At 55.3% G+C, this 21,735-nt stretch carries 19 protein-coding genes, 1 pseudogene and 1 riboswitch; of the genes and pseudogenes, 17 read left to right on the top strand and 3 right to left on the bottom strand.

Annotation, left to right across the window (positions count from 1 at the left end):
* Positions 1-100: 100 nt before the first annotated feature.
* Together BLW59_RS11045 and eno are read left to right on the top strand one after the other, a co-directional pair.
* The gene (locus BLW59_RS11045; protein ID WP_029544633.1) at positions 101-1,489 is read left to right on the top strand and encodes an aspartate ammonia-lyase; all 1,389 of its coding nucleotides are present in this window, start codon (positions 101-103) and stop codon (positions 1,487-1,489) included.
* A gap of 179 nt (positions 1,490-1,668) precedes the next feature.
* Positions 1,669-2,970 (top strand): phosphopyruvate hydratase, encoded by a 1,302-nt coding sequence (eno, locus tag BLW59_RS11050; protein ID WP_074697835.1) that lies wholly within the window; start codon positions 1,669-1,671, stop codon positions 2,968-2,970.
* A 227-nt stretch (positions 2,971-3,197) separates the two neighbouring features.
* Here eno and cytX read toward each other — a convergent pair whose 3' ends face one another.
* Entirely contained in the window at positions 3,198-4,412 is a 1,215-nt protein-coding gene (gene cytX / locus BLW59_RS11055; RefSeq protein WP_318258521.1) for a putative hydroxymethylpyrimidine transporter CytX, read from the bottom strand.
* A 77-nt stretch (positions 4,413-4,489) separates the two neighbouring features.
* Positions 4,490-4,593, bottom strand: a riboswitch (TPP riboswitch).
* A gap of 191 nt (positions 4,594-4,784) precedes the next feature.
* On the opposite strand from cytX, the gene BLW59_RS11060 reads away from it, so the two are divergent.
* The 7 genes from BLW59_RS11060 (at position 4,785) to BLW59_RS11090 (ending at position 15,204) form a co-directional block, all read left to right on the top strand.
* Entirely contained in the window at positions 4,785-6,431 is a 1,647-nt protein-coding gene (locus tag BLW59_RS11060) for a putative manganese-dependent inorganic diphosphatase (RefSeq protein WP_074697836.1), read from the top strand.
* 128 nt (positions 6,432-6,559) lie between these two features.
* Positions 6,560-8,869, top strand: coding sequence for a DNA helicase PcrA (pcrA, locus tag BLW59_RS11065; protein ID WP_074697837.1), 2,310 nt, complete (start codon positions 6,560-6,562; stop codon positions 8,867-8,869).
* Between the two features lie 19 nt (positions 8,870-8,888).
* Positions 8,889-10,913, top strand: coding sequence for an NAD-dependent DNA ligase LigA (gene ligA / locus BLW59_RS11070; protein WP_074697838.1), 2,025 nt, complete (start codon positions 8,889-8,891; stop codon positions 10,911-10,913).
* 108 nt (positions 10,914-11,021) lie between these two features.
* The gene (locus BLW59_RS11075) at positions 11,022-12,266 is read left to right on the top strand and encodes a GspE/PulE family protein (RefSeq protein WP_318258523.1); all 1,245 of its coding nucleotides are present in this window, start codon (positions 11,022-11,024) and stop codon (positions 12,264-12,266) included.
* A gap of 97 nt (positions 12,267-12,363) precedes the next feature.
* Positions 12,364-13,086 carry a hypothetical protein gene (locus BLW59_RS11080; RefSeq protein ID WP_074697839.1) on the top strand — a complete coding sequence of 241 codons (723 nt, stop codon included), beginning with the start codon at positions 12,364-12,366 and terminating at the stop codon, positions 13,084-13,086.
* Positions 13,087-13,490: 404 nt separating this feature from the next.
* The gene (locus BLW59_RS11085) at positions 13,491-14,804 is read left to right on the top strand and encodes an ammonium transporter (RefSeq protein WP_037377049.1); all 1,314 of its coding nucleotides are present in this window, start codon (positions 13,491-13,493) and stop codon (positions 14,802-14,804) included.
* Between the two features lie 13 nt (positions 14,805-14,817).
* On the top strand, positions 14,818-15,204 hold the full coding sequence (locus BLW59_RS11090; protein ID WP_029544295.1) for a P-II family nitrogen regulator: 387 nt from the start codon (positions 14,818-14,820) through the stop codon (positions 15,202-15,204).
* A gap of 114 nt (positions 15,205-15,318) precedes the next feature.
* On the opposite strand, the gene BLW59_RS18350 is transcribed toward BLW59_RS11090, so the two are convergent.
* Both BLW59_RS18350 and BLW59_RS18355 read right to left on the bottom strand, forming a co-directional pair.
* Positions 15,319-15,429, bottom strand: coding sequence for an IS3 family transposase (locus BLW59_RS18350; protein ID WP_413778190.1), 111 nt, complete (start codon positions 15,427-15,429; stop codon positions 15,319-15,321).
* Positions 15,430-15,436: 7 nt separating this feature from the next.
* Positions 15,437-15,583: pseudogene (locus BLW59_RS18355) on the bottom strand (transposase); the annotation flags it as partial.
* Between the two features lie 144 nt (positions 15,584-15,727).
* On the opposite strand from BLW59_RS18355, the gene BLW59_RS11100 reads away from it, so the two are divergent.
* From BLW59_RS11100 to trmD, 8 genes are all read left to right on the top strand, one after another.
* Positions 15,728-17,326, top strand: a complete 1,599-nt coding sequence (locus tag BLW59_RS11100) for a hypothetical protein (RefSeq protein WP_074697841.1) — start codon at positions 15,728-15,730, stop codon at positions 17,324-17,326.
* A gap of 115 nt (positions 17,327-17,441) precedes the next feature.
* Positions 17,442-17,816, top strand: coding sequence for a YlxM family DNA-binding protein (gene ylxM / locus BLW59_RS11105; RefSeq protein ID WP_413778191.1), 375 nt, complete (start codon positions 17,442-17,444; stop codon positions 17,814-17,816).
* A gap of 3 nt (positions 17,817-17,819) precedes the next feature.
* A complete protein-coding gene (ffh, locus tag BLW59_RS11110; protein WP_074697842.1) occupies positions 17,820-19,205 on the top strand; it encodes a signal recognition particle protein in 1,386 nt (461 codons plus the stop codon).
* Positions 19,206-19,262: 57 nt separating this feature from the next.
* Complete coding sequence (rpsP, locus tag BLW59_RS11115; RefSeq protein ID WP_029543438.1) at positions 19,263-19,538, top strand: 30S ribosomal protein S16; 276 nt, start codon at positions 19,263-19,265, stop codon at positions 19,536-19,538.
* Positions 19,539-19,552: 14 nt separating this feature from the next.
* Complete coding sequence (locus BLW59_RS11120; RefSeq protein ID WP_029543439.1) at positions 19,553-19,780, top strand: KH domain-containing protein; 228 nt, start codon at positions 19,553-19,555, stop codon at positions 19,778-19,780.
* 193 nt (positions 19,781-19,973) lie between these two features.
* On the top strand, positions 19,974-20,396 hold the full coding sequence (locus BLW59_RS11125; protein WP_029543441.1) for a YlqD family protein: 423 nt from the start codon (positions 19,974-19,976) through the stop codon (positions 20,394-20,396).
* A complete protein-coding gene (gene rimM, locus BLW59_RS11130; protein ID WP_074697843.1) occupies positions 20,368-20,931 on the top strand; it encodes a ribosome maturation factor RimM in 564 nt (187 codons plus the stop codon). Before BLW59_RS11125 ends, rimM begins: the two co-directional genes overlap by 29 nt.
* Positions 20,921-21,664 carry a tRNA (guanosine(37)-N1)-methyltransferase TrmD gene (trmD, locus tag BLW59_RS11135; RefSeq protein WP_029543444.1) on the top strand — a complete coding sequence of 248 codons (744 nt, stop codon included), beginning with the start codon at positions 20,921-20,923 and terminating at the stop codon, positions 21,662-21,664. Before rimM ends, trmD begins: the two co-directional genes overlap by 11 nt.
* Positions 21,665-21,735: the final 71 nt, after the last annotated feature.

A 21,735-nucleotide genomic window follows, 5' to 3' on the forward strand; every position in this document is an offset into this window, starting at 1 on the left:
ATGAAGAAATTTCTTCATTTTTCCATTGACTTCTCCCTGGTGCAATGATAATATGTCTACAACGAAGAATAATTTTCTTCAAAATAGGGAGGAAATAAAAATGAGGAAAGAGCATGATTTCTTAGGCGAACTGGAAGTTCCCGATGAGGTATATTACGGCGTGCAGACCATGCGGGCCATCGAGAATTTCAGCATCACCGGCAGGAAGCTGGATGAGGACTTCATCAAATCCATGGCCAAGGTGAAGAAGGCAGCTGCCCAGGCCAATATGGAAACCGGGCGTCTGGACAGGAAAATAGGCAATGCCCTGGTGCAGGCTGCCGAGGAAATCATCGACGGCGAGTTTATGGATCAGTTCCCGGTGGACCCCATCCAGGGCGGCGCCGGCACTTCCATCAATATGAACATGAACGAGGTGCTCTGCAACAGGGCCCTGGAGATCATCGGCGAGGCAAAGGGGCGCTATGACATCATCTCCCCCAACAACCACGCCAACATGGCCCAGTCCACCAACGATTCCCTGCCCACGGCCATCAAGGTCTGCCTCACCTACAAGAGCCACAAGGTCACCTCTGCCCTTGATTACCTGGCCTCCGCTTTGGAACAGAAGGCCGAGGAGTACAAGGACGTGCTGAAGATGGGCCGCACCCATTTGCAGGATGCAGTGCCCATCACCCTGGGCCAGGAAATGGGCTCCTACGCCTCCGCCATCCGCCGCAGCATCCGCCGGGTGGAGTGGGCCATCGACAGCATCCGCCTCATCAATATGGGGGGCACGGCAGTAGGCACGGGACTGAATGCCGAGCCTGCCTATATCAAGGCCGTGGCCAGGAAGCTGCGGGAGATCACCGGGGAGAACTTCGAGACCTCCACCAACATCATTGATGCCACCAACAACACCGATGGCTTCGTGGATGTGTCTTCTGCCCTGAAGAACACGGCCCTGGTGCTCATCAAGATGGCCAATGACTTCCGTCTCATGGCTTCCGGCCCCCGCTGCGGCCTTGCCGAGATCAGCCTGCCCAAGCGCCAGCCCGGCTCCTCCATCATGCCCGGCAAAGTGAATCCCGTCATCGCCGAGGTGCTGGATCAGGCCTGCTACCAGGTCATCGGCAACGACCTGGCCGTGACCCTGGGTGTGGAGAACGGCCAGCTGGAGCTGAATGTCATGGAGCCCATCATGGCCTACAATCTCTTCAGCTCCATGAACTACATCGCCGCCGGCTGCCGCACCTTCGTGGACAAGCTTCTCCAGGGCATGGAGCCGAACAGGGAGCAGTGCCAGAAGTGGGTGGATAACAGCGTAGGTGTGGTGACGGCGCTTCTTCCCCACATCGGCTACGAGCAGTCCGCCATGCTGGCCAAGGAAGCCTACAACACGGGCCGCCCCATCAGGGAAATCATCCTGGAAAAGGGCATCCTCCCGGAGGAGAAGCTCAACCATATCATGTCCCCCGAGCAGATGACCCGCCCCGGCATCACCAACTGACGACAGTATCGATGAGGCTACTGCACCATAATGAACGCGCAGCAGCCTCATTTTGGAAAAACGGTGCGAATGGCATAAATCCACGGCGTGTCCGTGAAAGCCCAGATTAAATGATAATGACTTGCAATATCATTTAATCTGGGCTATAATAATATCATGATTGAGAGGAGGCAAAGTCCATGAAAGATTATTTACAGATCATGCAGGTCATTGGCCGGGAAATCATTGATTCCCGTGGCAATCCTACAGTAGAGGCTGAGGTCACCCTGGCAGACGGCTCAGTTGGCAGGGCGGCGGCTCCCAGCGGTGCTTCCACTGGCGAGTTCGAAGCTTTGGAGCTCAGGGATGGTGACAAGGATAGATACGGCGGCAAGGGCGTGTCCCAGGCGGTGGCGAACATCAATGAGAAGATTGCCCCGGCGGTGGCAGGCCTTGATGCTTCGGATATCTACGGCGTGGATGCCGCCATGCTGGCTCTGGACGGCACAGAAGATAAGTCAAAGCTGGGAGCCAATGCCATTCTGGCAGTATCCCTGGCCGCAGCCAAAGCAGCTGCTGCCGCCCAGGATATTCCCCTGTATCGCTTCCTGGGAGGCCTTGCCGGCAACCATCTGCCTGTGCCCATGATGAATATCCTGAATGGCGGCGCCCATGCCACAAATTCAGTGGATACCCAGGAGTTCATGATCATGCCTGCAGGAGCGCCTACTTTCCGTGAGGGCCTCAGGTGGTCCACGGAGGTTTTCCACGCCCTGCAGTCCCTGCTGAAAAAAGAGGGTAAGGCTACTTCCGTAGGCGATGAGGGGGGCTTTGCCCCTGACCTTTCCTCTGATGAGGACACCATCGAGCACATCCTGCAGGCCATACGCGAAGCAGGATATGAGCCCGGGAAGGACTTTGTCCTGGCCATGGATGCCGCAAGCTCTGAATGGAAAAGCGAAAAGGGCAAGGGACATTACAAGCAGCCCAAGTCCGGCAGGGAATTCACCTCTGCCGAGCTGATTGCTCACTGGAAATCCCTGGTGGAGAAGTATCCCATCTACTCCATCGAGGACGGTTTGGATGAGGAGGACTGGGAAGGCTGGCAGCAGATGACCAGGGATCTGGGCGACAAGGTGCAGCTGGTGGGAGATGACCTGTTTGTCACCAACACCAAGCGGCTGAAGAAAGGCATCGAAGGCGGCAGCGGCAACTCCATCCTCATCAAGCTGAATCAGATAGGCACCCTTTCCGAGACGCTGGAAGCCATCAAGATGGCCCACCAGGCAGGTTACACGGCCATAGTCTCCCATCGCAGCGGTGAGACAGAGGATACCACCATCGCAGACCTGGCAGTGGCCCTCAATACGGATCAGATCAAGACAGGAGCCCCCTCACGCTCTGAGAGGGTGGCCAAATACAACCAGCTGCTGCGCATAGAAGAAGAACTGGGGGAAAGCGCTGTCTACGCAGGCATGGCTGCCTTCAAGCACAAGAAGTGATGACGTCGTCAAGGCAATGAAGGCCTTCACAAATGACTGCCTGATCCAAAGCGCGGAACCAGGGTCGGGTGCATTTGAAAAGAACAAAATGCTCCAAGCAGCCTAACGTGCTTTGACAAATATGAGAAAGAAAAATCACCTTGCCGAGAGTTTGGCAAGGTGATTTTTTAGCGCATTTGCTTGCTCCTTCAGCCAGGAGCCTCAATCTCACATTGGAGGATATTTCCTTACAGGGTAGCAGGCTCCTCTTTTTCCTTCTGCCTGTTGCCCAGGACAATGGCAGCAGCGCTGAGGCACATGGTGAGCAGCATGTCCGGCAGAGTGCTGCCTATGGGCAGGTCAGTTTCCATCAGGAAGCGGTAGAGGAGGAAACCGGCCAGCCACACCAGCAGATTGGACCAGCAGAAAAGACTTGTCTCATAGTTGCGGGAGGCCATGAGATGATTGACCAGCTGTACGGCAATCATGGGGGCAAAGACTGAGCCGATGAAGTAGAGGAAATCCGTGAAATCCAGCAGGGGCAGGAAGATGGCTCCACCTGTGCCCAGCAGGGTGACAGCTATGGCCAGGGCTTTTCCCTTTGCTTTGGAGGACAGGGCTTCGCCGGACACTCCTGCAGAATAGGCATCCAGATAAGTGGTGGTGACGGTGGAAAAGAGGATGATGGCCAGGCCCGCCAGCCCCAGCCCGGACTTCAGCATGATTTGGGCGATATCCGCCTCCCCGAAAGCCAGGGCGGCCCCCAGGCCCATGAGGTACATCCAGGAGCTCACCAGACCGTAGACGATGGTGCTCACCGCCGCTGCCCTGACAGGCTTTTGGGCCTTGCGGGTGTAATCGCTGATAAGGGGCAGCCAGGAAAGGGGCATGGCAATGGAAAGCTCCAGGGCCAGGCCGAAACTCATGGCTTCGGCAGGCAGGGGGGCAGCCCCGCTGGCGCTGGCGAGATTGCTGCTGAGCAGCAGGGTGAGCAGCAGCAGGGCCGCCATGGCCAGGGCGTTCAGCCTGCTCAGATTCTCCAGGCCAATGGCCAGCCACAGGATGATGAGCAGTCCTATCAGCAGGCACCAGAGCTCATGGCCTGCTCCTAAAAGCCCCCCGGCAGCCAGGGCCCCTTCATAGATCATGATGCCCGTCCAGCCCAAAAGCTGCAGGATATTGAGCCCTGCAAAGAGCAGGGCGCCCCTGCTGCCAAAGGTCATCTTGGCAGCTTCCATGGAACTTTTCCTCACTTTGCCGCCTATGACCCCTGCCCCAAAGAGCAGGGCGCAGCCTATGAGATGCCCCATGAAAATCGCCAGCATCCCCTGGCCGAAGCCCAGAGGGGCCAGGAAAGTGCCGGTCTGTATCTCGGCAATGGAAAGGGCAGCGCCGAACCAAATCAGGCCGTTGGCCCAAAGTGAGGTCCGTTTGGGTGATTGTGTCATCTGACAATTTTGCATGGTGATTCCTCCTTGTGTTGGGGAGGGAAAGGGCAAACGAAAAGGGACTATCCGGCTAAAGTTGGATAGTCCCTTGAAATATCGCTATTCCTGCTTCCCTACGTTGGCATTATCCAAATCAGGTGCGGTCGAAACGCATAGTTTCCTCTCAGCCCGTCTGCGAGCTCCCGTGTATGTGATTGTCTGGCTATACTTTAATACTTTAAGCCGGAGTTGTCAAATCAAATCGCTGGTCTGATTTACCGAGATATCATTGACACATACAAACCCATTTTATCTGTCGACAAGATGGGCATTCTAGCGTTATAATGTATACATGCTATAAGAGTCGGGGCTGTTGACGGCATCAGACAAGAGGAGGATTTTTTTTTCATGAATAGCACGAAACCAATCTATACCATCGGGCATCGCAATCCGGATACGGATTCCATCTGCTCGGCTATCGGCTATGCACATCTCAAGCAGGCACTGGGTGAGAACGTAGTGGCTGCCCGTGCTGGCAAGATCAATGCAGAGACCAAGTACGCCCTGGAGCATTTCCAGGTGGAGGAGCCCCTTTTGCTCACCGACCTTTATCCCCGGGTCAAGGATATCACCATCGACTGCAAGATCGTAGTGAAGCAGCATGATACTCTGCGCCATCTGGGTGAGGTCATGCGGGAGCATGATTTGAAGTCCGTGCCAGTCACCGACAGCAAAGGGGTGCTGGTGGGCATCGTCACCGTCAGCGATCTGGCTCAGCGCTACTTCCAGGAACTGGGCATGCAGAATCTGGCCAATATGCGGGTGCGCTATCGCGACATCATCCAGGCTACGGACAGCCAGGTGCTGGTGTCCGGTGAGGAAGGCGAGTTCATTAAGGGCAATGTGCGCATTGCTGCCGGCAGCCTCAACACCATCAAGAGCGTCATCAAGGAGCACGACATTGTCCTCATTGGCGATCGTCACGATGAGACCATCATCGACTGCGTGAAGCAGGGCATTGCCTGCCTGATTGTCACCGGCAATGGCCGCGTTTCCGCTGATGTCATCGAGGAAGCTGAGGAGCGCAATGTGTTCGTGCTTTCCACTCCTTACGACACCTATACAGTGGCCCGCCTGATCAACCAGTGCGTGCCCATCCGTCGCATCATGCACGACAATCCCGTGTGCTTCAAGCCTATGGACCTGCTCTCTGATATCAAAGGGGCCATGGAGGAGAACAATTACCGCAACTACCCCGTGGTGGAAAATGGCCATATCGTGGGCCTGGTAAGCCGTGACCGTCTCATGGTTTCCGAGCGTGAGCGGGTCATCCTGGTGGACCACAACGAGCGCGGCCAGGCCGTAGAGGGCATCGAAGAAGCCAAGATCATGGAGATCATCGACCACCATCGTCTGGGCGGCATCCAGACCAGCGAGCCCATCTACACCCATGCAGAGCCTGTGGGCTGCACAGCCACCATCGTGGCCAATATGCATTGGCACAGGGATATTGACATTCCTGCTTCCATTGCCGGCCTCTTGCTTTCCGCCATTATTTCCGACACGGTGCTCTTCAAGTCTCCCACCTGCACTGAGTATGACAAGATGACCGCCAAGCGGCTGGCTGAGATTGCCGGGGTGGACATCAATGAGTACGGCCTGGAAATGCTCAAGGCAGGTTCCGGCATCGGCGATATGACTCCTTCCGAGATTGCCAGGAACGACCTCAAGGAGTTCCGCATCGGCGACTACCGCATCATCGTCAGCCAGATTTCTGTCATGGACGAGAAGGAAGTGCTGGATCTGGAACCCCAGCTCATTGAGGCTATGGGCCATATCTGCGATAAGGAAGGCTTCGACATGAGTCTGGTGATGGTCACCAACATCCTGGAAGAAGCCACCACTCTCCTTTATGCAGGCTCTCCCAAGACCCTCATTGGCGAGGCTTTCCACAAGGATGCCAGCGGCACCCACATCTATCTGCCCGGGGTCATGAGCCGCAAGAAGCAGATTATCCCGCCCCTTTCCGAGGCAGTGAAGCGCATCAAGCAGTAAGGAACTGCTCCTAAGAGAAGATTTGAGCAAGGCATATAAATCGGCTCACCCGTTGGGTGGGCCGATTTTCAGCCTTTAAATTTATGTTTTGAAGTATTTTGCAAGACCAACAAATATAGGAGGATACATTGGATATTTTCAGCGGATTGAACCCGGCACAGAAGCAGGCAGTCGAGCATACGGAGGGGCCTCTCCTCATCATGGCAGGAGCAGGTTCCGGCAAGACCAAGGTGCTTACCTGCAAGGTGGCAAACCTTTTGGCCCAGGGGGCTGCACCCTATAGCATCCTGGCAATCACCTTCACCAACAAGGCTGCCACGGAAATGCGGGAGCGCGTGGACAGGATGATAGGGGAGGCGGCCAAGGACGTATGGCTCAGCACCTTCCATTCCTTCTGCGCCCGCTTCCTGCGCCGGGAAATCGAGGCCACTGGGCTTTACAAGAAGAACTTCGTCATATATGACACTTCTGACAGCCAGGCTGTCATCAAGAACGCCCTGAAGAAGCTTAATCTGGACGATAAGCAGTACACGCCTGCCAGTGTCCTCAATGCCATTTCCAATGCCAAGAACCAGCTCTTAGGCCCCAAAGCCATGGCCCGGGACGCAGGCAGCTTCTTTGAGCAGAAGGTGGCGGAGGTTTACGAGATTTACGCCCAGGAGCTTCGCAACAACAATGCGCTGGACTTTGATGACCTGCTGATGGTGACAGTGCTCCTGCTGGAGCAGCATGAGGAAGTACGCATCAAGTATCAGCGCCGCTTCAAGTATATACTGGTGGATGAGTATCAGGATACCAACGGCGCCCAGTACCAGCTCACCAAGATCTTGGCGGCGTCCCATCACAATCTCTGCGTGGTGGGGGATGCTGACCAGTCTATCTACGGTTGGCGCGGCGCGGATATCCGCAATATCATGGACTTTGAGAAGGACTATCCCGAGGCCAAGACCATCAAGCTGGAACAGAATTACCGCTCCACCAAGAATATCTTGGCGGCAGCCAATGCGGTGATTGAGCATAACATCAACCGCAAGCCAAAAGAACTCTGGACGGAGAACGCCACGGGAGAGAAGCTTACCTGGTACCAGGGTATGGATGAGCGTGACGAGGCCAACTTCATTGTCACCACTATCCGCAAGCAGCAGACCATTTTCAATGCCTCCCTGGGAGATATGGCCATTCTCTACCGCACCAATGCCCAGTCCCGTGTGCTGGAGGAGACCTTCATGAGGAGCGGCATCGCCTACACCATGGTGGGGGGCCTCAAATTCTACGACCGCAAGGAAATCAAGGACATCCTGGCATATCTGCGGGTTATCTATAATCCTCTGGATACCGTGAGCCTTATGCGCATCATCAATGTGCCCAAGCGGGGCCTGGGTGCCACCTCTATAGCCAAGCTCAGCGATTATGCCGATGCCAATGGCCTGACCCTCTTTGATGTGATTTCCAGCCCCGACCTGCTGGATGCCATTCCCGGCATCACTGCCCGGGTGAAGAAGCCATTGGAGCTGTTTTCCTCCTTTATCTTCAAGTACATGGGGCTGCAGTCCAACCTGAAGGTTTCCGAACTCATTGACAAGGTGCTGAAGGAGTCTGGCTATATCAAGGAACTGGAAGAGGAGAAAAAGCCGGAGAACGAGTCCCGGCTGGAGAACCTCAAGGAATTCATCGGCGTGGCCAAGGACTTTGAAAAAGAGGAGGAAAATCCCAATCTGGAAAATTTCCTCTCCCAGTTGGCGCTGGTGTCTGATATTGACAATGCAGAAATGGAGGAGGACAGGGTGACCCTGATGACCCTGCACTCAGCCAAGGGCCTGGAGTTCCCCATCGTCTTCATGGTGGGCATGGAGGAAGGTTTGTTCCCTCATTCCCGCACCCTCATGGAGCCGGCAGAAATCGAGGAGGAGCGTCGTACCTGCTATGTGGGCATCACCCGCGCCCAGCGGAAGCTCTATCTCACCAATGCCCAGCGCCGCACGATTTACGGCAGGCAGAACGCCTATCCGCCTTCCCGCTTCCTCAGCGAGATTCCCGACGAGTATCTGGAGAAGCTGGTGCCCAGGGGGAATGCTTACGGCTTTGCCAATGCCAACAATTACGGAGCCCAGCAGCGTGCAGGCCTTATGACCTTCCAGCCCAGCGCAAGGCAGATGGGCAGCGGTGTGCAGCGCAGCGGCCAGCCTCAGTCTGCCCTGCAGGCCATGAGTGCCCTGAACCAGCGCAATATGGGAACGGCACCTGCAGGCAGCACTGCCATCCGTCCCGATACCAGCGTGGTCTGGAAGGTGGGTGACAAGGCCCGTCACGGCAAGTGGGGCATCGGCACCGTGGTGTCCGTCAAGGGTGAAGGGGAAGAAGTTGAGCTGAAGATTGCCTTCCCGGACCAGGGGGTCAAGGGCTTGATGCAGAAGTACGCTCCCATCACCAAAGCTTAATTAGACAGGAGGTGGCGGCATGGCAGAAGCCATACCAGCAGATATCAAAGCCGTCAAGGCAGAACTTGCCGGCCTGCGGAAGAAGATTCGCTACCATAACAACCGCTACTATAACGAAGATAATCCGGAAATCACTGATTACGAATACGACCAGCTGATGCTGCGCCTGAAAGCTTTGGAGGGAGCCTATCCCGAGCTTATCACCCAGAACTCTCCCACCCAGATGGTGGGAGGCGAGGCGCGCCGCAGCGCCGGGGTGCTGGTGAAGCACGATGTGCCCATGCTGTCTTTGCAGGACGTTTTCTCCAAGGAAGAAATCTACAGCTTTGTGGAGAATATGCAGGGGGAACTGGAAAGCCCTGAATTTGTGGTTGAGGAAAAGATAGACGGTCTTTCCCTGGCCCTGCGCTATGAGAATGGAGAACTTGTGCGAGCCATTACCCGTGGCGACGGCCTGGTGCAGGGGGAGGACGTCACTGCCAATGCCAGGGTCATCAAAGACGTCAGGCAGAAGCTGAAGGAAAGCCTGCCTTACTTTGAAATCCGTGGGGAAGTCTACATGGAAAAGGCTGCCTTTGAGGCGGTGAATGACCGCCAGGAACTTCTGGGCTTGAAGCCCTTTGCCAATCCCCGCAACTGTGCCGCAGGCACCCTGCGCCAGCTGGACAGCCGCATTACCAAAGAGCGGAAGCTATCCATGTTTGTCTTCAACCTGCAGAAGGCAGAGGGCAGGGAATTTGCCAGCCACACGGAAGCCTATGAATTCATGAAGAAGCAGGGCATCAAGGTCATACACGGCTACCACGTCTGCCGTACGGCAGATGAGGTCTGGGCAGCTATCGAGGCCATCGGCGGCAGCCGGGGCAGCCTGCCTTACGACATTGACGGGGCCGTGGTGAAGCTCAATGATCTGGCTGACCGTGAGAAGTTGGGGGCTACTTCCAAGGTGCCACGCTGGGCTATTGCCTACAAATACCCCCCTGAGGAAAAGGAAACCGTGGTCAGAAGCATCGAGCTTTCTGTGGGCCGCACTGGCCGCATCACCCCTACGGCAGTCTTTGACCCGGTGCAGCTCTGCGGCACCAGGGTGGAGCGGGCTACCCTGCACAATCAGGACTTCATTGACAGCCTTGATGTGCGCATCGGGGATACGGTGAAGGTCTACAAGTCCGGGGAAATCATTCCCAAGGTCAAGGAAGTGGTTAAGGAAAAGCGCCCTGCCGGGACCGAGCCCTTCATCATCGGTGACAAGTGCCCTGTCTGCGGGGCAGAAGCTGTGCGGGAGGCGGATACGGCAGATATCAAATGCCAGAATCCCTCCTGCCCTGCCCAGCTGGAGAACCATATCCTGAACTTTGTGGGCAGGAATGCCATGGACATCAAGGGATTTGGGGAAGCGGCAGTACGAGGGCTCATTGAGGAAGGATATCTCAGGACCATTGCAGATATCTACCATCTGTCCGACTACCGTGAGGAGCTGATTGCCAAGGGCCTGATAGGCAAGGAGAAGAACACGGACAAGCTGCTTGCTGCCATTGAGGAAAGCAAGCAGAATGATCCCCAGCGGCTGGTGACAGGTCTGGGCATCTCCGGCATCGGCCGGGCGGCGGCCAGGGACCTGATGGCTGCTTTTGGCTCCATTGCAAAGCTCAGCCAGGCCAGCGAAGAGGAGCTCCTGGCAGTGCCGGACATGGGGGAAATCAGCACCAGGGCTATCCTCTCCTTCTTCCGGGATGAGCATAACCGCGCCATCCTTGCAGACATGGAAAAGTCCGGGGTAAACTTCGTGCAGGAGCAGCAGTCAGCTGCAGGCAGCGAGCTTGTCGGCCTGACCTTTGTCATCACCGGCACCCTGCCCACCCTGGGCCGCAAGGAGTGCGCTGCGCTTATCGAAGCCCACGGCGGCAAGGTCACTGGCTCCGTGTCGAAGAAAACCAACTATCTGGTAGCCGGGGAGGCCGCTGGCAGCAAGCTCATCAAGGCCCAGGAATTGGGCATAGATATCCTCACAGAGGAAGAACTGAGGCAAATGTTCCAGCAATAACTCAATGACTGATTTATCCAGAGAGAGGCGCACGCCTCTCTTTTTGCTTTTCTGGCAGGAGTTGTCCTTTTGGCAAAGAATTGAGTTTGTAAAAAGGAGGCGGCAATCATGCCCATAGACGAGACAGCTTTCAAAATCCTCATCAGCCGTGCTGCCGTAGAAGCCCGCCGGGGCCTTGAGCAGCAGGGGGGAGAAAACTCCCCGGTAGTGAAACTGGCAGACGTTCTCTTGGAACGGGCCATTGAGCGCAGGGCCAGCGATCTTCATCTGGAGCCGCAGGAAGACTGGCTGAGAGTCAGATACAGGATAGACGGCCTCTTGCAGCCTGAAGATAACATCCTGCCCAAGGAACTGGAAATCGTCCTCACCGCTCGCCTGAAAGTGATGGCCGGCATGGACACAGCCAGGCATCAGTGCCCCCAGGACGGCCATATCGTCTTTGCCAGCGGAGGGCGGCAGATAGATATTCGCGTATCCGTGCTGCCGGCCATCCATGGGGAGCTGATGGTGCTGCGCTTCATGAATGTGGAAAAGGGCATCCTGGATATAGATGAACTTGGCTTCAGCGGGAAAAACATGGAGCTTTTCCGAAGCATCATTGAAAAGCCCTCGGGGCTGGTAATTTTGTCGGGGCCCGTGAATTCTGGCAAGACCACGACTCTCTATGCCGCCCTGCAGGCTTTGAATAAGCCGGAAAGCAATCTGGTGACGCTGGAAAATCCGGTGGAGCGGGTCATGCCGGGCATCAACCAGGTGGAGATAAATCCCAAGGCGGGCCTCAGCTATATGGCAGGGCTGAAAGCCCTCCTGCGCCAGGACATCACGGCGGTGATGGTGGGAGAAATACGGGACGGGGAAGTGGCTTCTTATAGCGTGCGCATTGCCCTTACAGGACATCTGCTGATGACTACCCTGCATACAGAAAATGCGGTGGGGGTGATCTTCCGCCTGCGGGAAATGGGGATTCCTCCCTACATGATAGCAGCCACGCTCACGGGGGCTGTGGCCCAGCGGCTGGTGAGAAAGTCCTGTCCGGAATGCCAGGAAGAACATGAGGTAAAGGCAGGCTCGGCTGAAGCGCAGATGTTGGGAAAGGACTGGCATCCTGGTCTCAGGCTCAAGGGAAACAGAGGCTGCCCTTCCTGCAGCAATACTGGCTATAGCGGCCGCCTGGCCCTGCAGGAAGTGCTGGTCATCAGCCCCCCTGTGCGGGCAGCGATCCTGCAGGACATGGATAGGGAGAGTTTGCAGGCCGTGGCGGAAAAGGAAGGCATGAGGACCCTCTGGCAGGATGGCGTGGACAAAGTGCTGGAAGGCAGGACGACTCTGGCTGAGCTGAAACGCGTCATATAGTTTTTCTGCACAGGGCAAAGGGAGAAGGAATCAGGCGCTGGCAGTCGAATAACACTTATATCAGAATCAGTGCCGTCAGAGGGAGGTGTTTGCCCTTATGGGGAAATTCAAGATGATTGCCATATTGGTACTTATCGTGAGTCTGGTCACGCCTTTGGGAGTGATAGCTATTCAGCATTATCAGGAAACCAAGGCTGTGGTGGCAGAGCGCCAGGAAAAGGAATTGCAGGAAAAGATGGAAGCCATAGAAGCCAAAGAACAGAAGGAACTGGCGGAGAAAAGAGCCCACTGGGCGGAACAGGAAGCCAAGACTTTGAAATCCGGCATCAAGGATGACAAGCCGGATGAGGTATTGAGGGGGCTTACCATGCAGATGGAAGAACAATCCCTTGAGGGGGGCGGTACGGTCTATTACTACGCCAGGCCCACAGAATCGGGGGTTTTTGTGCAGCCCTATGTGGTGCACAATGGCGGCACGGATGCCCAGCTCTGGGTCTTTGTCTGCCACATCGGCCAGAATCCTGTGAATTTTACCGGGATTGACTTGCAGCTGTCTGATGAAAAGGTGTTTCCCATCAAGGCCCGGTCAGAGGTGAAGGAACTGCCCGATGGAGACGGCATGATACAGTTCTTCAATCAGGTGGCGGATAAGAATGATGAGGATGCCTTGCGCTACATGGGATCATCAGGTGTGGGCAAGATATTCATGCCCCTGCCGGGCCCTTCCAATGATGACCGTTATCTGAATGCCCATGAGTGTGAACGTGTGCAGGATATGCTGGACCTTTACGATATCCTCAGGGGCAAGAAGAAAACGTAAAGATTTCCAGGCTGGAAGCGAAGGAGGGAGGACGCAGGATGGAGAAGCTTTATGGTGGAATTTGTAAGAAATTAGAACGGCAATGGGAAAAAGTATGAATAGTGCTCCCTGCAGCAATGTTCCCATATGCTGACGGATTTGAAGAATATTACGCTGGGCGATTTGCTGGAGTCCATTGCGGACAAAAAATGACAGCCACACCACTGTACACTGACGTATACTTGTATACATGTAGATATATATTGACAACATTACAACTGCTTGCTATAATTTCCACATCGACATGAACTTGAGGCAATGAGGCCCCATGCAGTCAGGTACCGGACTGCGTGGGGCTTTTTCTATTCAAGGGCTTGTTGACGTCATTATTCAAGGGTGAATAATTTTGGAAGGGATTTGATTTTATGCTTAATACAGGAGATACCGCCTGGGTGCTCATAAGTGCAGCCCTGGTGTTCATAATGACTCCCGGCCTGGCGCTGTTCTATGGCGGCATGGTGCGGAGCAAGAATGTACTGACTACCATCATGCAGAGCATGTTTGTGCTTGGCCTTATTTCCGTTGAGTGGGTTATTCTGGGCTATGCCATGGCCTTTGGCACGGATATCAATGGCTTTATCGGCAGCCTGGACAAGGTTGGACTTGAGGGCGTGGGTCTGGCCATCCTGGAAGGCGGCACTATTCCGGAACTGGCTTTCGTGGCCTTCCAGTGCATGTTTGCCGCTCTTACCCCGGCCCTGATCACCGGCGCTTTTGCCGAGAGGCTCCGCTTCTCCGCTTTCTGCTTCTTCATCCTGCTCTGGGCCATCCTTATTTACAACCCCATGGCTCACTGGGTATGGGGTGGCGGCTTCCTGGCCGAGCTGGGAGCTCTGGATTTCGCTGGCGGCCTGGTCATCCATATCCTTTCCGGTGTGTCCGGTCTGACTATCTGCCTGCTCTTGGGCAAGCGCCACGGCTATGGCAAGCGTGCCATGCTGCCCCATAATCTGCCTATGACTGTGCTTGGCGCCGCGCTCCTCTGGTTCGGCTGGTTCGGCTTCAATGCAGGCAGCGCCCTGGGTGCCAATGAACTGGCTGCCAACGCTTTCGTAGTGACTCAGGCGGCAGCAGCTGCTGCCTTGGTGGCATGGGTGATCCTTGAGTGGAACTTCAATGGCAAGCCCACCCTTCTTGGTGCAGTTTCCGGCTGCGTGGCAGGCCTGGTGGCCATCACTCCTGCGGCAGGTTTTGTAACTCCTTTGGCTTCTCTTATCATCGGTGCTGTAGGCGGTGCTGTTTGCTATTTCGCTGTAGCTGTGTTGAAGCAGAAGCTTGGTTATGACGATTCTCTTGATGCTTTCGGCATCCATGGCATCGGCGGCACCTGGGGCTCTATCGCCACCGGCATTTGGGCCACCACCGCTGTGAACCCTGACGGTGCTAACGGCCTTTTCTATGGCGAGACTCACCTGTTCTTTGCACAGATCATCTCCACGGTTGTTGCCTACGCTCTGGGCATTGCCGGTTCCTATGTGCTTTACAAGATTGTTGACCACTTCATCTCCATGCGTGTGGACGAGGCTGAGGAGATTGCCGGCCTTGACCTGGTGGAGCATGGCGAGCAGGGCTACAGCGGCGGCACCATCGGCGGCAGCCCCATCCTGGGCGCTTTGGAGAATTCTTCCGAGCTTTTGGCCCGTACCGTTATGGCCAGCGGCCACAGTGCAGTGAAGTAAGGGGGCAGGGACTATGAGTGTACAGAAAATAAACAAGGTAGAAATCATCACCCGCTCCAGCAAGCTGGACGAATTGGTGCAGGCTTTGAACGATATCGGCGTGCTGGGCATGACCGTGAGCCAGGTTTTCGGCAGCGGCCTCCAGCGGGGACATAAGGAGGTCTATCGTGGCCAGGAGTACCACATCAATCTGGTGCCCAAGGTGAAGATTGAGACGGTGGTCTGCGAGGTACCTGTGGAAAAGGTGCTGGAAACCGCCCAGAAGGTGTTGCGCACCGGCCAGTTCGGTGATGGCAAGATCTTCGTCACGGAACTTTCCGACGCAGTGCGCATCCGCACCGGTCACCGCGGCCCTGAGGCCATCAAGGATATTCCGGGAGAGGTGAAGGAGAAGGATTGAGAGGTAAAATTTGATAAATAAAATCACCGCAGGACGCTGTGAACCGCTCCCCGTCAAGTGGACAGTAAAAAATCATAAAATTTCTTTGGCTGGCAGATTCGTCTGCCAGTCTTTTTATGTTGCCAGGAATATGCTGTATTTCTCAAGTGGCGTAAGGGTTCCCAGCCCTCTTTGGACACGCTTTGCATTGTAGCAGCGAATGTAGGCCGCTATCATATGGACCATCGCCTTCTGACTGGTATTGCATTATCCATCCCCTAAATGTTGATCTATCCACCCCTATAGTTCTGGCTGCCTGACTCTGCGAGAGATGCCCTACAAGGAATTCGCGAATAACTCTAACCTTTTCCTCTGGTGTTGCTTTCTGTTTTTGTGGCATGAAAAACTCCCCCTATAATGACAGTTTTATTTTTCACTGTCTCTCATAGGGGGCATATCATTTGAAGCCGGGGCGTTTTTGACTAAATATAGCACTGATAGTATACTAAGCCTGAAATAGTTAATAAATTGCGGAGAAGCGAAGATGAAGAAGACAGCATTATTGCTCATGACGTTGGTGCTCCTGGGGGCGGGGGTCTTGCTGGGCTACAAGTCTGCCCGGCAGGATGCCCTCTGGCAGATAGGAAATCAGCTGGGAATGGTATCCGAAAAGGACGGCAGGATACTGGTGCAGGGAGAGGGAGAACTGGCTGAGACCAGCCTGAAAGATGTGGAGAAGGCGGCCGATGCCTTCAACCCCTTCCTGCAGGAACAGTTGGGGGCCCATCTGCGGCACCAGGTGGAGCTTTATGTGGCAGGGGAGGAAACTGCCTATCGCAAAGTGCTGGAGAGGGAGTTTGGTCTCTCAGCTGAGGAAGCAGCCCAGGTGGCCTCCATTTCCGGGGGGTGGTCCGGGGGAAGCAGCCATATCACTGCCATCAATGCCGGAGCAGGAGTGATGTCCACTTACGGGGACAGGTACAACACTACGGGCCATGAGCTTTTTCATCAGCTTCAGCATGAGTTGAGCAATGGCAGGGATGTGGAGGAGAGCTCTCTTTTCTGGTTGGAGGAGGGGACGGCGGACTATGTGGGAGCGGCCCTGGCAGAGCATCTTGGGGGCAAGCCCCTCTGGAAGTGGCAGCTTGATGTGAAGGCCGCTCTGGTGCGGGCAGAATCCACTGTGAAGCCGGAATCACTGCAGCATTGCAGCTTTGAGACCCGCAAGAAACTCATGGGCAAGGAGTATCATACCTATCAGGTGGCAGATTTGATGACTGATTACCTGCTGAGCCGCTTTCCTGAGGAAAGGCGCCTGCCCCTGCTGGCAGAGTATTTCCGCACTTTGGGGAAAACTGAAGATGGCGAGACGGCCTTTCAGCAGGTTTTTGGGCTGGAGCTTTCTGCCTTCCTGGAGGAATACAGGACTTGGTGGCAGGCTTTTGTCCGGCAGCTGGTGGTTTTTGCCTGGCATCAGTCCGGGCAGGAAACGGCTGAGGACAGAGCCGTCATGAGAGAGATGGAGGCGGCCGGGGATTGGCTGGCCAGGAATCTGGGCAGCCAGTTGCGGGGGGAATACGGAGTCGTGCTGGCGCCAGATGAAGAATCCATGACAGAGTCTCTTGTCCAATATACGGAAATTCCCTTGGGAGAGGCCAGGAAAATGTCAGAAAGAAGCCTTTGCATTGAAAATGGGGGGCTCTTGGTGCTGAACGCAAGCCATCTGCAGGAATCCCAGCAGCGGGCCTTCAGTCTGGGGCTTCTTGTCATGCGCACATACGAGCGGCAGGTGCTGGGGAATTCCCGTGAGACTGGCCAGGCCTGGCTGCTGCACGGGGCGGCTTATCTGGCGGGAGTCAGCCGTCAGGCAGAGGTAAGCGGCTACGAAGTGGAGGATTATATCAGGACAGCCAGGGAAAATGTGCGGGGCAGGAACCTGCCCCGGGCCAGGGATTTGCAAAGCGAGGCGGATTATAACCGGGCAGTGGAGAAGTATGGGGAGAAGGAAATCGCTTCCCTGACGGAACTGGCGGTCTATGAACTGGTGCGTTCCCACGGCTGGAGCAGCTTTGCAAGATATTTGCAGGAAACGGCCAAAAGCAAGGATGGAGGACGCGCTTTTAGAAGTATTTATGGCAAATAAGAGCATGGATAAAATTTTCATATAAAAATCCATGGTGACAAGGAAAAATACTTGACAGCAGTCTGGAGAGTGCGTATAATAGCCAATGTCAAGGAGATAACCTTGGCAGATATCAATGACAGGTGAGGATATGCTGGAACAGCTTTTATACTTATCTACGCTCTTTGACCTCTATGGTCCCCTGCTGACAGAAAAGCAGCAGGAATGCCTGAGGCTTCATCTCTTCGAGGATTTTTCCCTGGCAGAGATTGGGGAGAGCCTGGGGATTTCCAGGCAGGCGGTGTATGACAATATCCACCGTGCCCAGAAAGCCATGGAGAGCTATGAGGAAAAGTTGGAACTGGCCAGGCGTTATCACCTGGAGCGGCAGGAACTTACTGAGCTTGCCGGAAAGATAGAGAGACTGAGGCAGCCGGGGAACGAAGCGGCTGTGGATGATATACTAGGGCGGCTGACTCCGCTTTTGGGCCGCACCAGCCAGGAGGCGTAACCTTTGATTTTTGAATCTTTATCGGACCGCCTGCAGCAGACTTTCAAGAAGCTGCGGGGCCATGGCAAATTGACGGAGGACGATGTCAATGAAGCCATGCGTGAAGTGCGCATGGCACTCCTTGAGGCCGATGTGAACTTCAAGGTGGTCAAGGACTTCATCAAGACCGTGAAGGAGCGGGCGGTGGGCCAGGATATCCTGGAGACCCTCACCCCTGCCCAGGTAGTGGTGAAGATTGTTGATGAGGAGCTCACCAACCTCATGGGAGGTACCCAGAGCCGCATCAACATGAGCCCCAATCCGCCTACTGTCATCATGATGGTGGGCTTGCAGGGCGCAGGCAAGACTACTTCTGCCGGCAAGCTGGGCCTGTCCCTGAAAAAGCAGGGCAAGCGTCCTCTGCTGGTGGCAGCAGATATCTACCGCCCGGCTGCTATCAAGCAGCTGCAGGTGGTGGGCGAGCAGCTGGGGCTGCCGGTTTTCACCATGCCCCAGGGCACGGATGCCGTGACTATCGCCAAAGAGGCTCTGCCTTATTCCCAGAGCCATGCCAACGATGTCGTCATCATCGATACGGCAGGCCGCCTGCAGATTGACGAAAAGCTCATGCAGGAGCTGAGGGATATCAAGGGCAATGTGAAGCCCCATGAGATCCTGCTGGTAGTAGATGCCATGACCGGTCAGGAGTCCGTGAATGTGGCTCAGACCTTCAATGAGAGCCTGGGCCTGGACGGCGTGGTCATGACCAAGCTGGACGGCGATGCCCGCGGCGGCGCGGCTCTGTCTGTCAAGGCAGTGACCGGCGTGCCCATCAAGTTCATCGGCATGGGTGAGAAGCTGGAGGCTCTTGAGCCCTTCCACCCGGACCGCATGGCTTCACGCATCCTGGGCATGGGTGATGTGCTTTCTCTGGTGGAGAAGGCGCAGGCTACCTTCGACATGGAGGAAGCCAAGGCCATGGAGAAGAAGCTGCGCAAGGATGAATTCACCCTTGACGACTTCCTTTCCCAGATGCAGCAGGTCAAGAAGCTGGGCTCCTTGGAGAGCATCCTGGGCATGATTCCCGGCATGGGCGGGCTCAAGAAGCAGCTGGAAGGTCAGGATATCGACCTGGACGGCAAGGAGATGCGCCAGATTGAGGCCATCATCAAGTCCATGACCCCCAAGGAAAGGGCAGACATCACCATCATCAACGGCAGCCGCCGCAAGCGCATTGCTATGGGCAGCGGCACCAGGGTGCAGGACGTGAACAGGCTTTTGAAGCAGTTCGGCGAAATGCGCAAGATGATGAAGAAGATGAAGAAAATGCAGAAGGGTAAAAAGAGCGGTTTCCCCGGTCTTGGCGCCCTTGGCAGCATGGGACTTCCCAAGATGCCCTTCATGAAGTAAAATTGATTTTATCCCTTTGTGGATGACATAAAGAACCAACGAAAGGTGGTGAAATACATGGCAGTAAAGATTCGTTTGAACCGCATGGGTGCTAAGAAGAACCCCTTCTATCGCATCGTGGTAGCTGATTCCCGCGCTCCTCGCGATGGTCGTTTCATCGAGATCCTCGGTAACTACGATCCGTCCAAGCAGCCCGCTGCAGTCAGCGTTGACGAGGACAAGGTTCTCGATTGGATGAACAAGGGCGCTCAGCCGACTGACACCGTCAAGAATCTCCTGAGCAAGCAGGGCATCATGGCTAAGTTTGCTGAGAGCAAGAAGGCTAAGAACTAAGGGAGAGCTTAAACATGAAAGAAATTGTTGAAGTTATCGCTAAGTCCTTAGTGGATCATCCCGAGTCCGTAGAGGTCTCTGAGAAGCAGGACGGGGACCAGCTGGTGCTGGAACTCCGTGTTGCCGAGGATGATATGGGCAAGGTCATTGGCCGTCAGGGACGCATAGCGAAAGCCTTGCGCACCGTGGTCAAGGCTGCAGCCACCCGGGAGAACAAGAAAGTCACGGTTGAGATTATCTAAAGAAAAGCGGCAGGGCCCCTTTTGAGGCTTGGCCGCTTTTCTTGCTATAGAACTCCGTGAATCAAGCCCGTCAGGGCGCAGATGAACGGCAAGTTCTATGTATGCACGGTGCACTTAGCGAAGCAAGCCCGCAGGGCGCAGTCTGAGTTTAGTGCACTACTGTTACTATGAAGCTATAGAAAGAGGTATGGATATGGATTCTATTTCCCTTAAAATGCCTGTGACCATCAAGGCAAAGCTCACCGAGAAACTCCGCGAGAAGATGATCAAGGATCTGGATGAAGGCATCAGCCGCGCCCAGCTGGAGGTCCAGCAGATCGAGATTCAGGCCAAGCGCGCAATCCAGGAGAACGAAGTGCCTGAGCCTACGGTGACGGATATCCAGCGCCTGAACATGATCAAGCAGCACTTTGGCGAAGAGCGCCAGAAGCGTCTGGACTTCATCGCTGAGTCCCAGCAGCGCCGCGAGGATGCCCAGAAGCTGGTGCTTGGTGCCGAGATTGTCCAGGGCACTCTGGAGCGCCAGGTGGAGATTCATGTAGGCGACGATATGCGCGAGCTCATGAACGTGGAAGTGCTGGTGGAAGATGATAAGATCGTTGCCATCAGAGGCTAAGTCCAAAGACCGCATCACCATTGGCAAGGTGGGGGCTGCCCACGGCATCAAGGGGGAGATGCGCATCATTCCCCTGACAGACTTCACGGAGCGCTTCAGCACCATGAAGGAAGTGATGGTGGGAAATGAGCTGCTGCACATTGAAAGCTGCAAGTACCACAAGCAGTACGTGCTCCTGAAGTTCAGGGAATATCCCCAGCGGGAGCAGGCCGAGGCCCTGACGGGCAAGATGCTGACCATTGACCGCCAGGAGGCCGCTCCTTTGGCAGAGGGCGAGTTCTACACCTTTGACATCATCGGCCTGAAGGTGCTTGACCCTGCGGGGCAGGAGCTGGGCACGGTGGAAAATGTCCTGCGCACGGGCAGCAATGACGTGTACCAGGCCAGAAAGCCTGATGGGGGAGAGCTCCTGATTCCTGCCCTCAAGGCAGTGGTGAAGGAAATCAATATCCCCGGAGGCACCATGACGGTGGAAATGCCCGAGGAAATCACAGCAGGCGGCAAAAAGGCCGAAGGAGACAGCCATGCGCATTGACATGGTGACCCTTTTCCCGGAGATGTTCCTGGGCCCCTTTGGTGACAGCATCACCAAGCGGGCCATTGAAAGCGGCATTCTGGATATCCACTATCTGAATTTCCGTGATTATTCCTTTGACAAGCATCATCATGTGGACGATTCTCCCTTTGGGGGAGGGGCCGGCATGGTGCTGAAGCCCGAGCCGTTATTTAGGGCAGTCAGGGCTTTGAAGGAAGAAACCAAGGAGTTTGAAGGCAATCGCCGGGTGCTGCTCATGGACCCCTCCGGTCCTACCTTCACCCAGGCCAAGGCTAAGGAACTGGCGGGATACGATCAGCTTATCTTTATCTGCGGCCACTATGAGGGCTTTGATGCCCGCATTACGGAGAATCTGGCAGATGAGGCCATTTCCATCGGGGATTATGTGCTCACAGGCGGGGAACTGCCTGCCATGGTCATCACCGATGCCGTGTCCCGCATGCTGCCGGGAGTGCTGGGGGACGAAGATTCCGCTCCTACGGATTCCTTCTACGAAGGTCTGCTGGAGTTTCCCCAGTACACCCGCCCCAGGGAGTTCGAGGGCATGGAAGTGCCTGAAATCCTGCTTTCCGGTGACCACGGCAAGATTCGCCAGTGGCGGCGGCAGGAGTCACTGCGGATTACCTTGAAGAACCGCCCGGATCTTTTGGAAAAAGCTCCCTTGACGGACAAGGACAGGGAGTATCTGGCAAGGCTTAAAGAAAACCTGTAAAATCGCCAGTTTTTCTTTACAAGCCGGCGTTTCCTATGGTATACTGCTAGAGATGTCAAAGACATCAGGGA

The organism is Selenomonas sp. KH1T6 (assembly GCF_900108415.1).
In the GTDB taxonomy this organism is placed as follows: Bacteria; Bacillota; Negativicutes; order Selenomonadales; family Selenomonadaceae; genus Selenomonas_B; species Selenomonas_B ruminantium_A.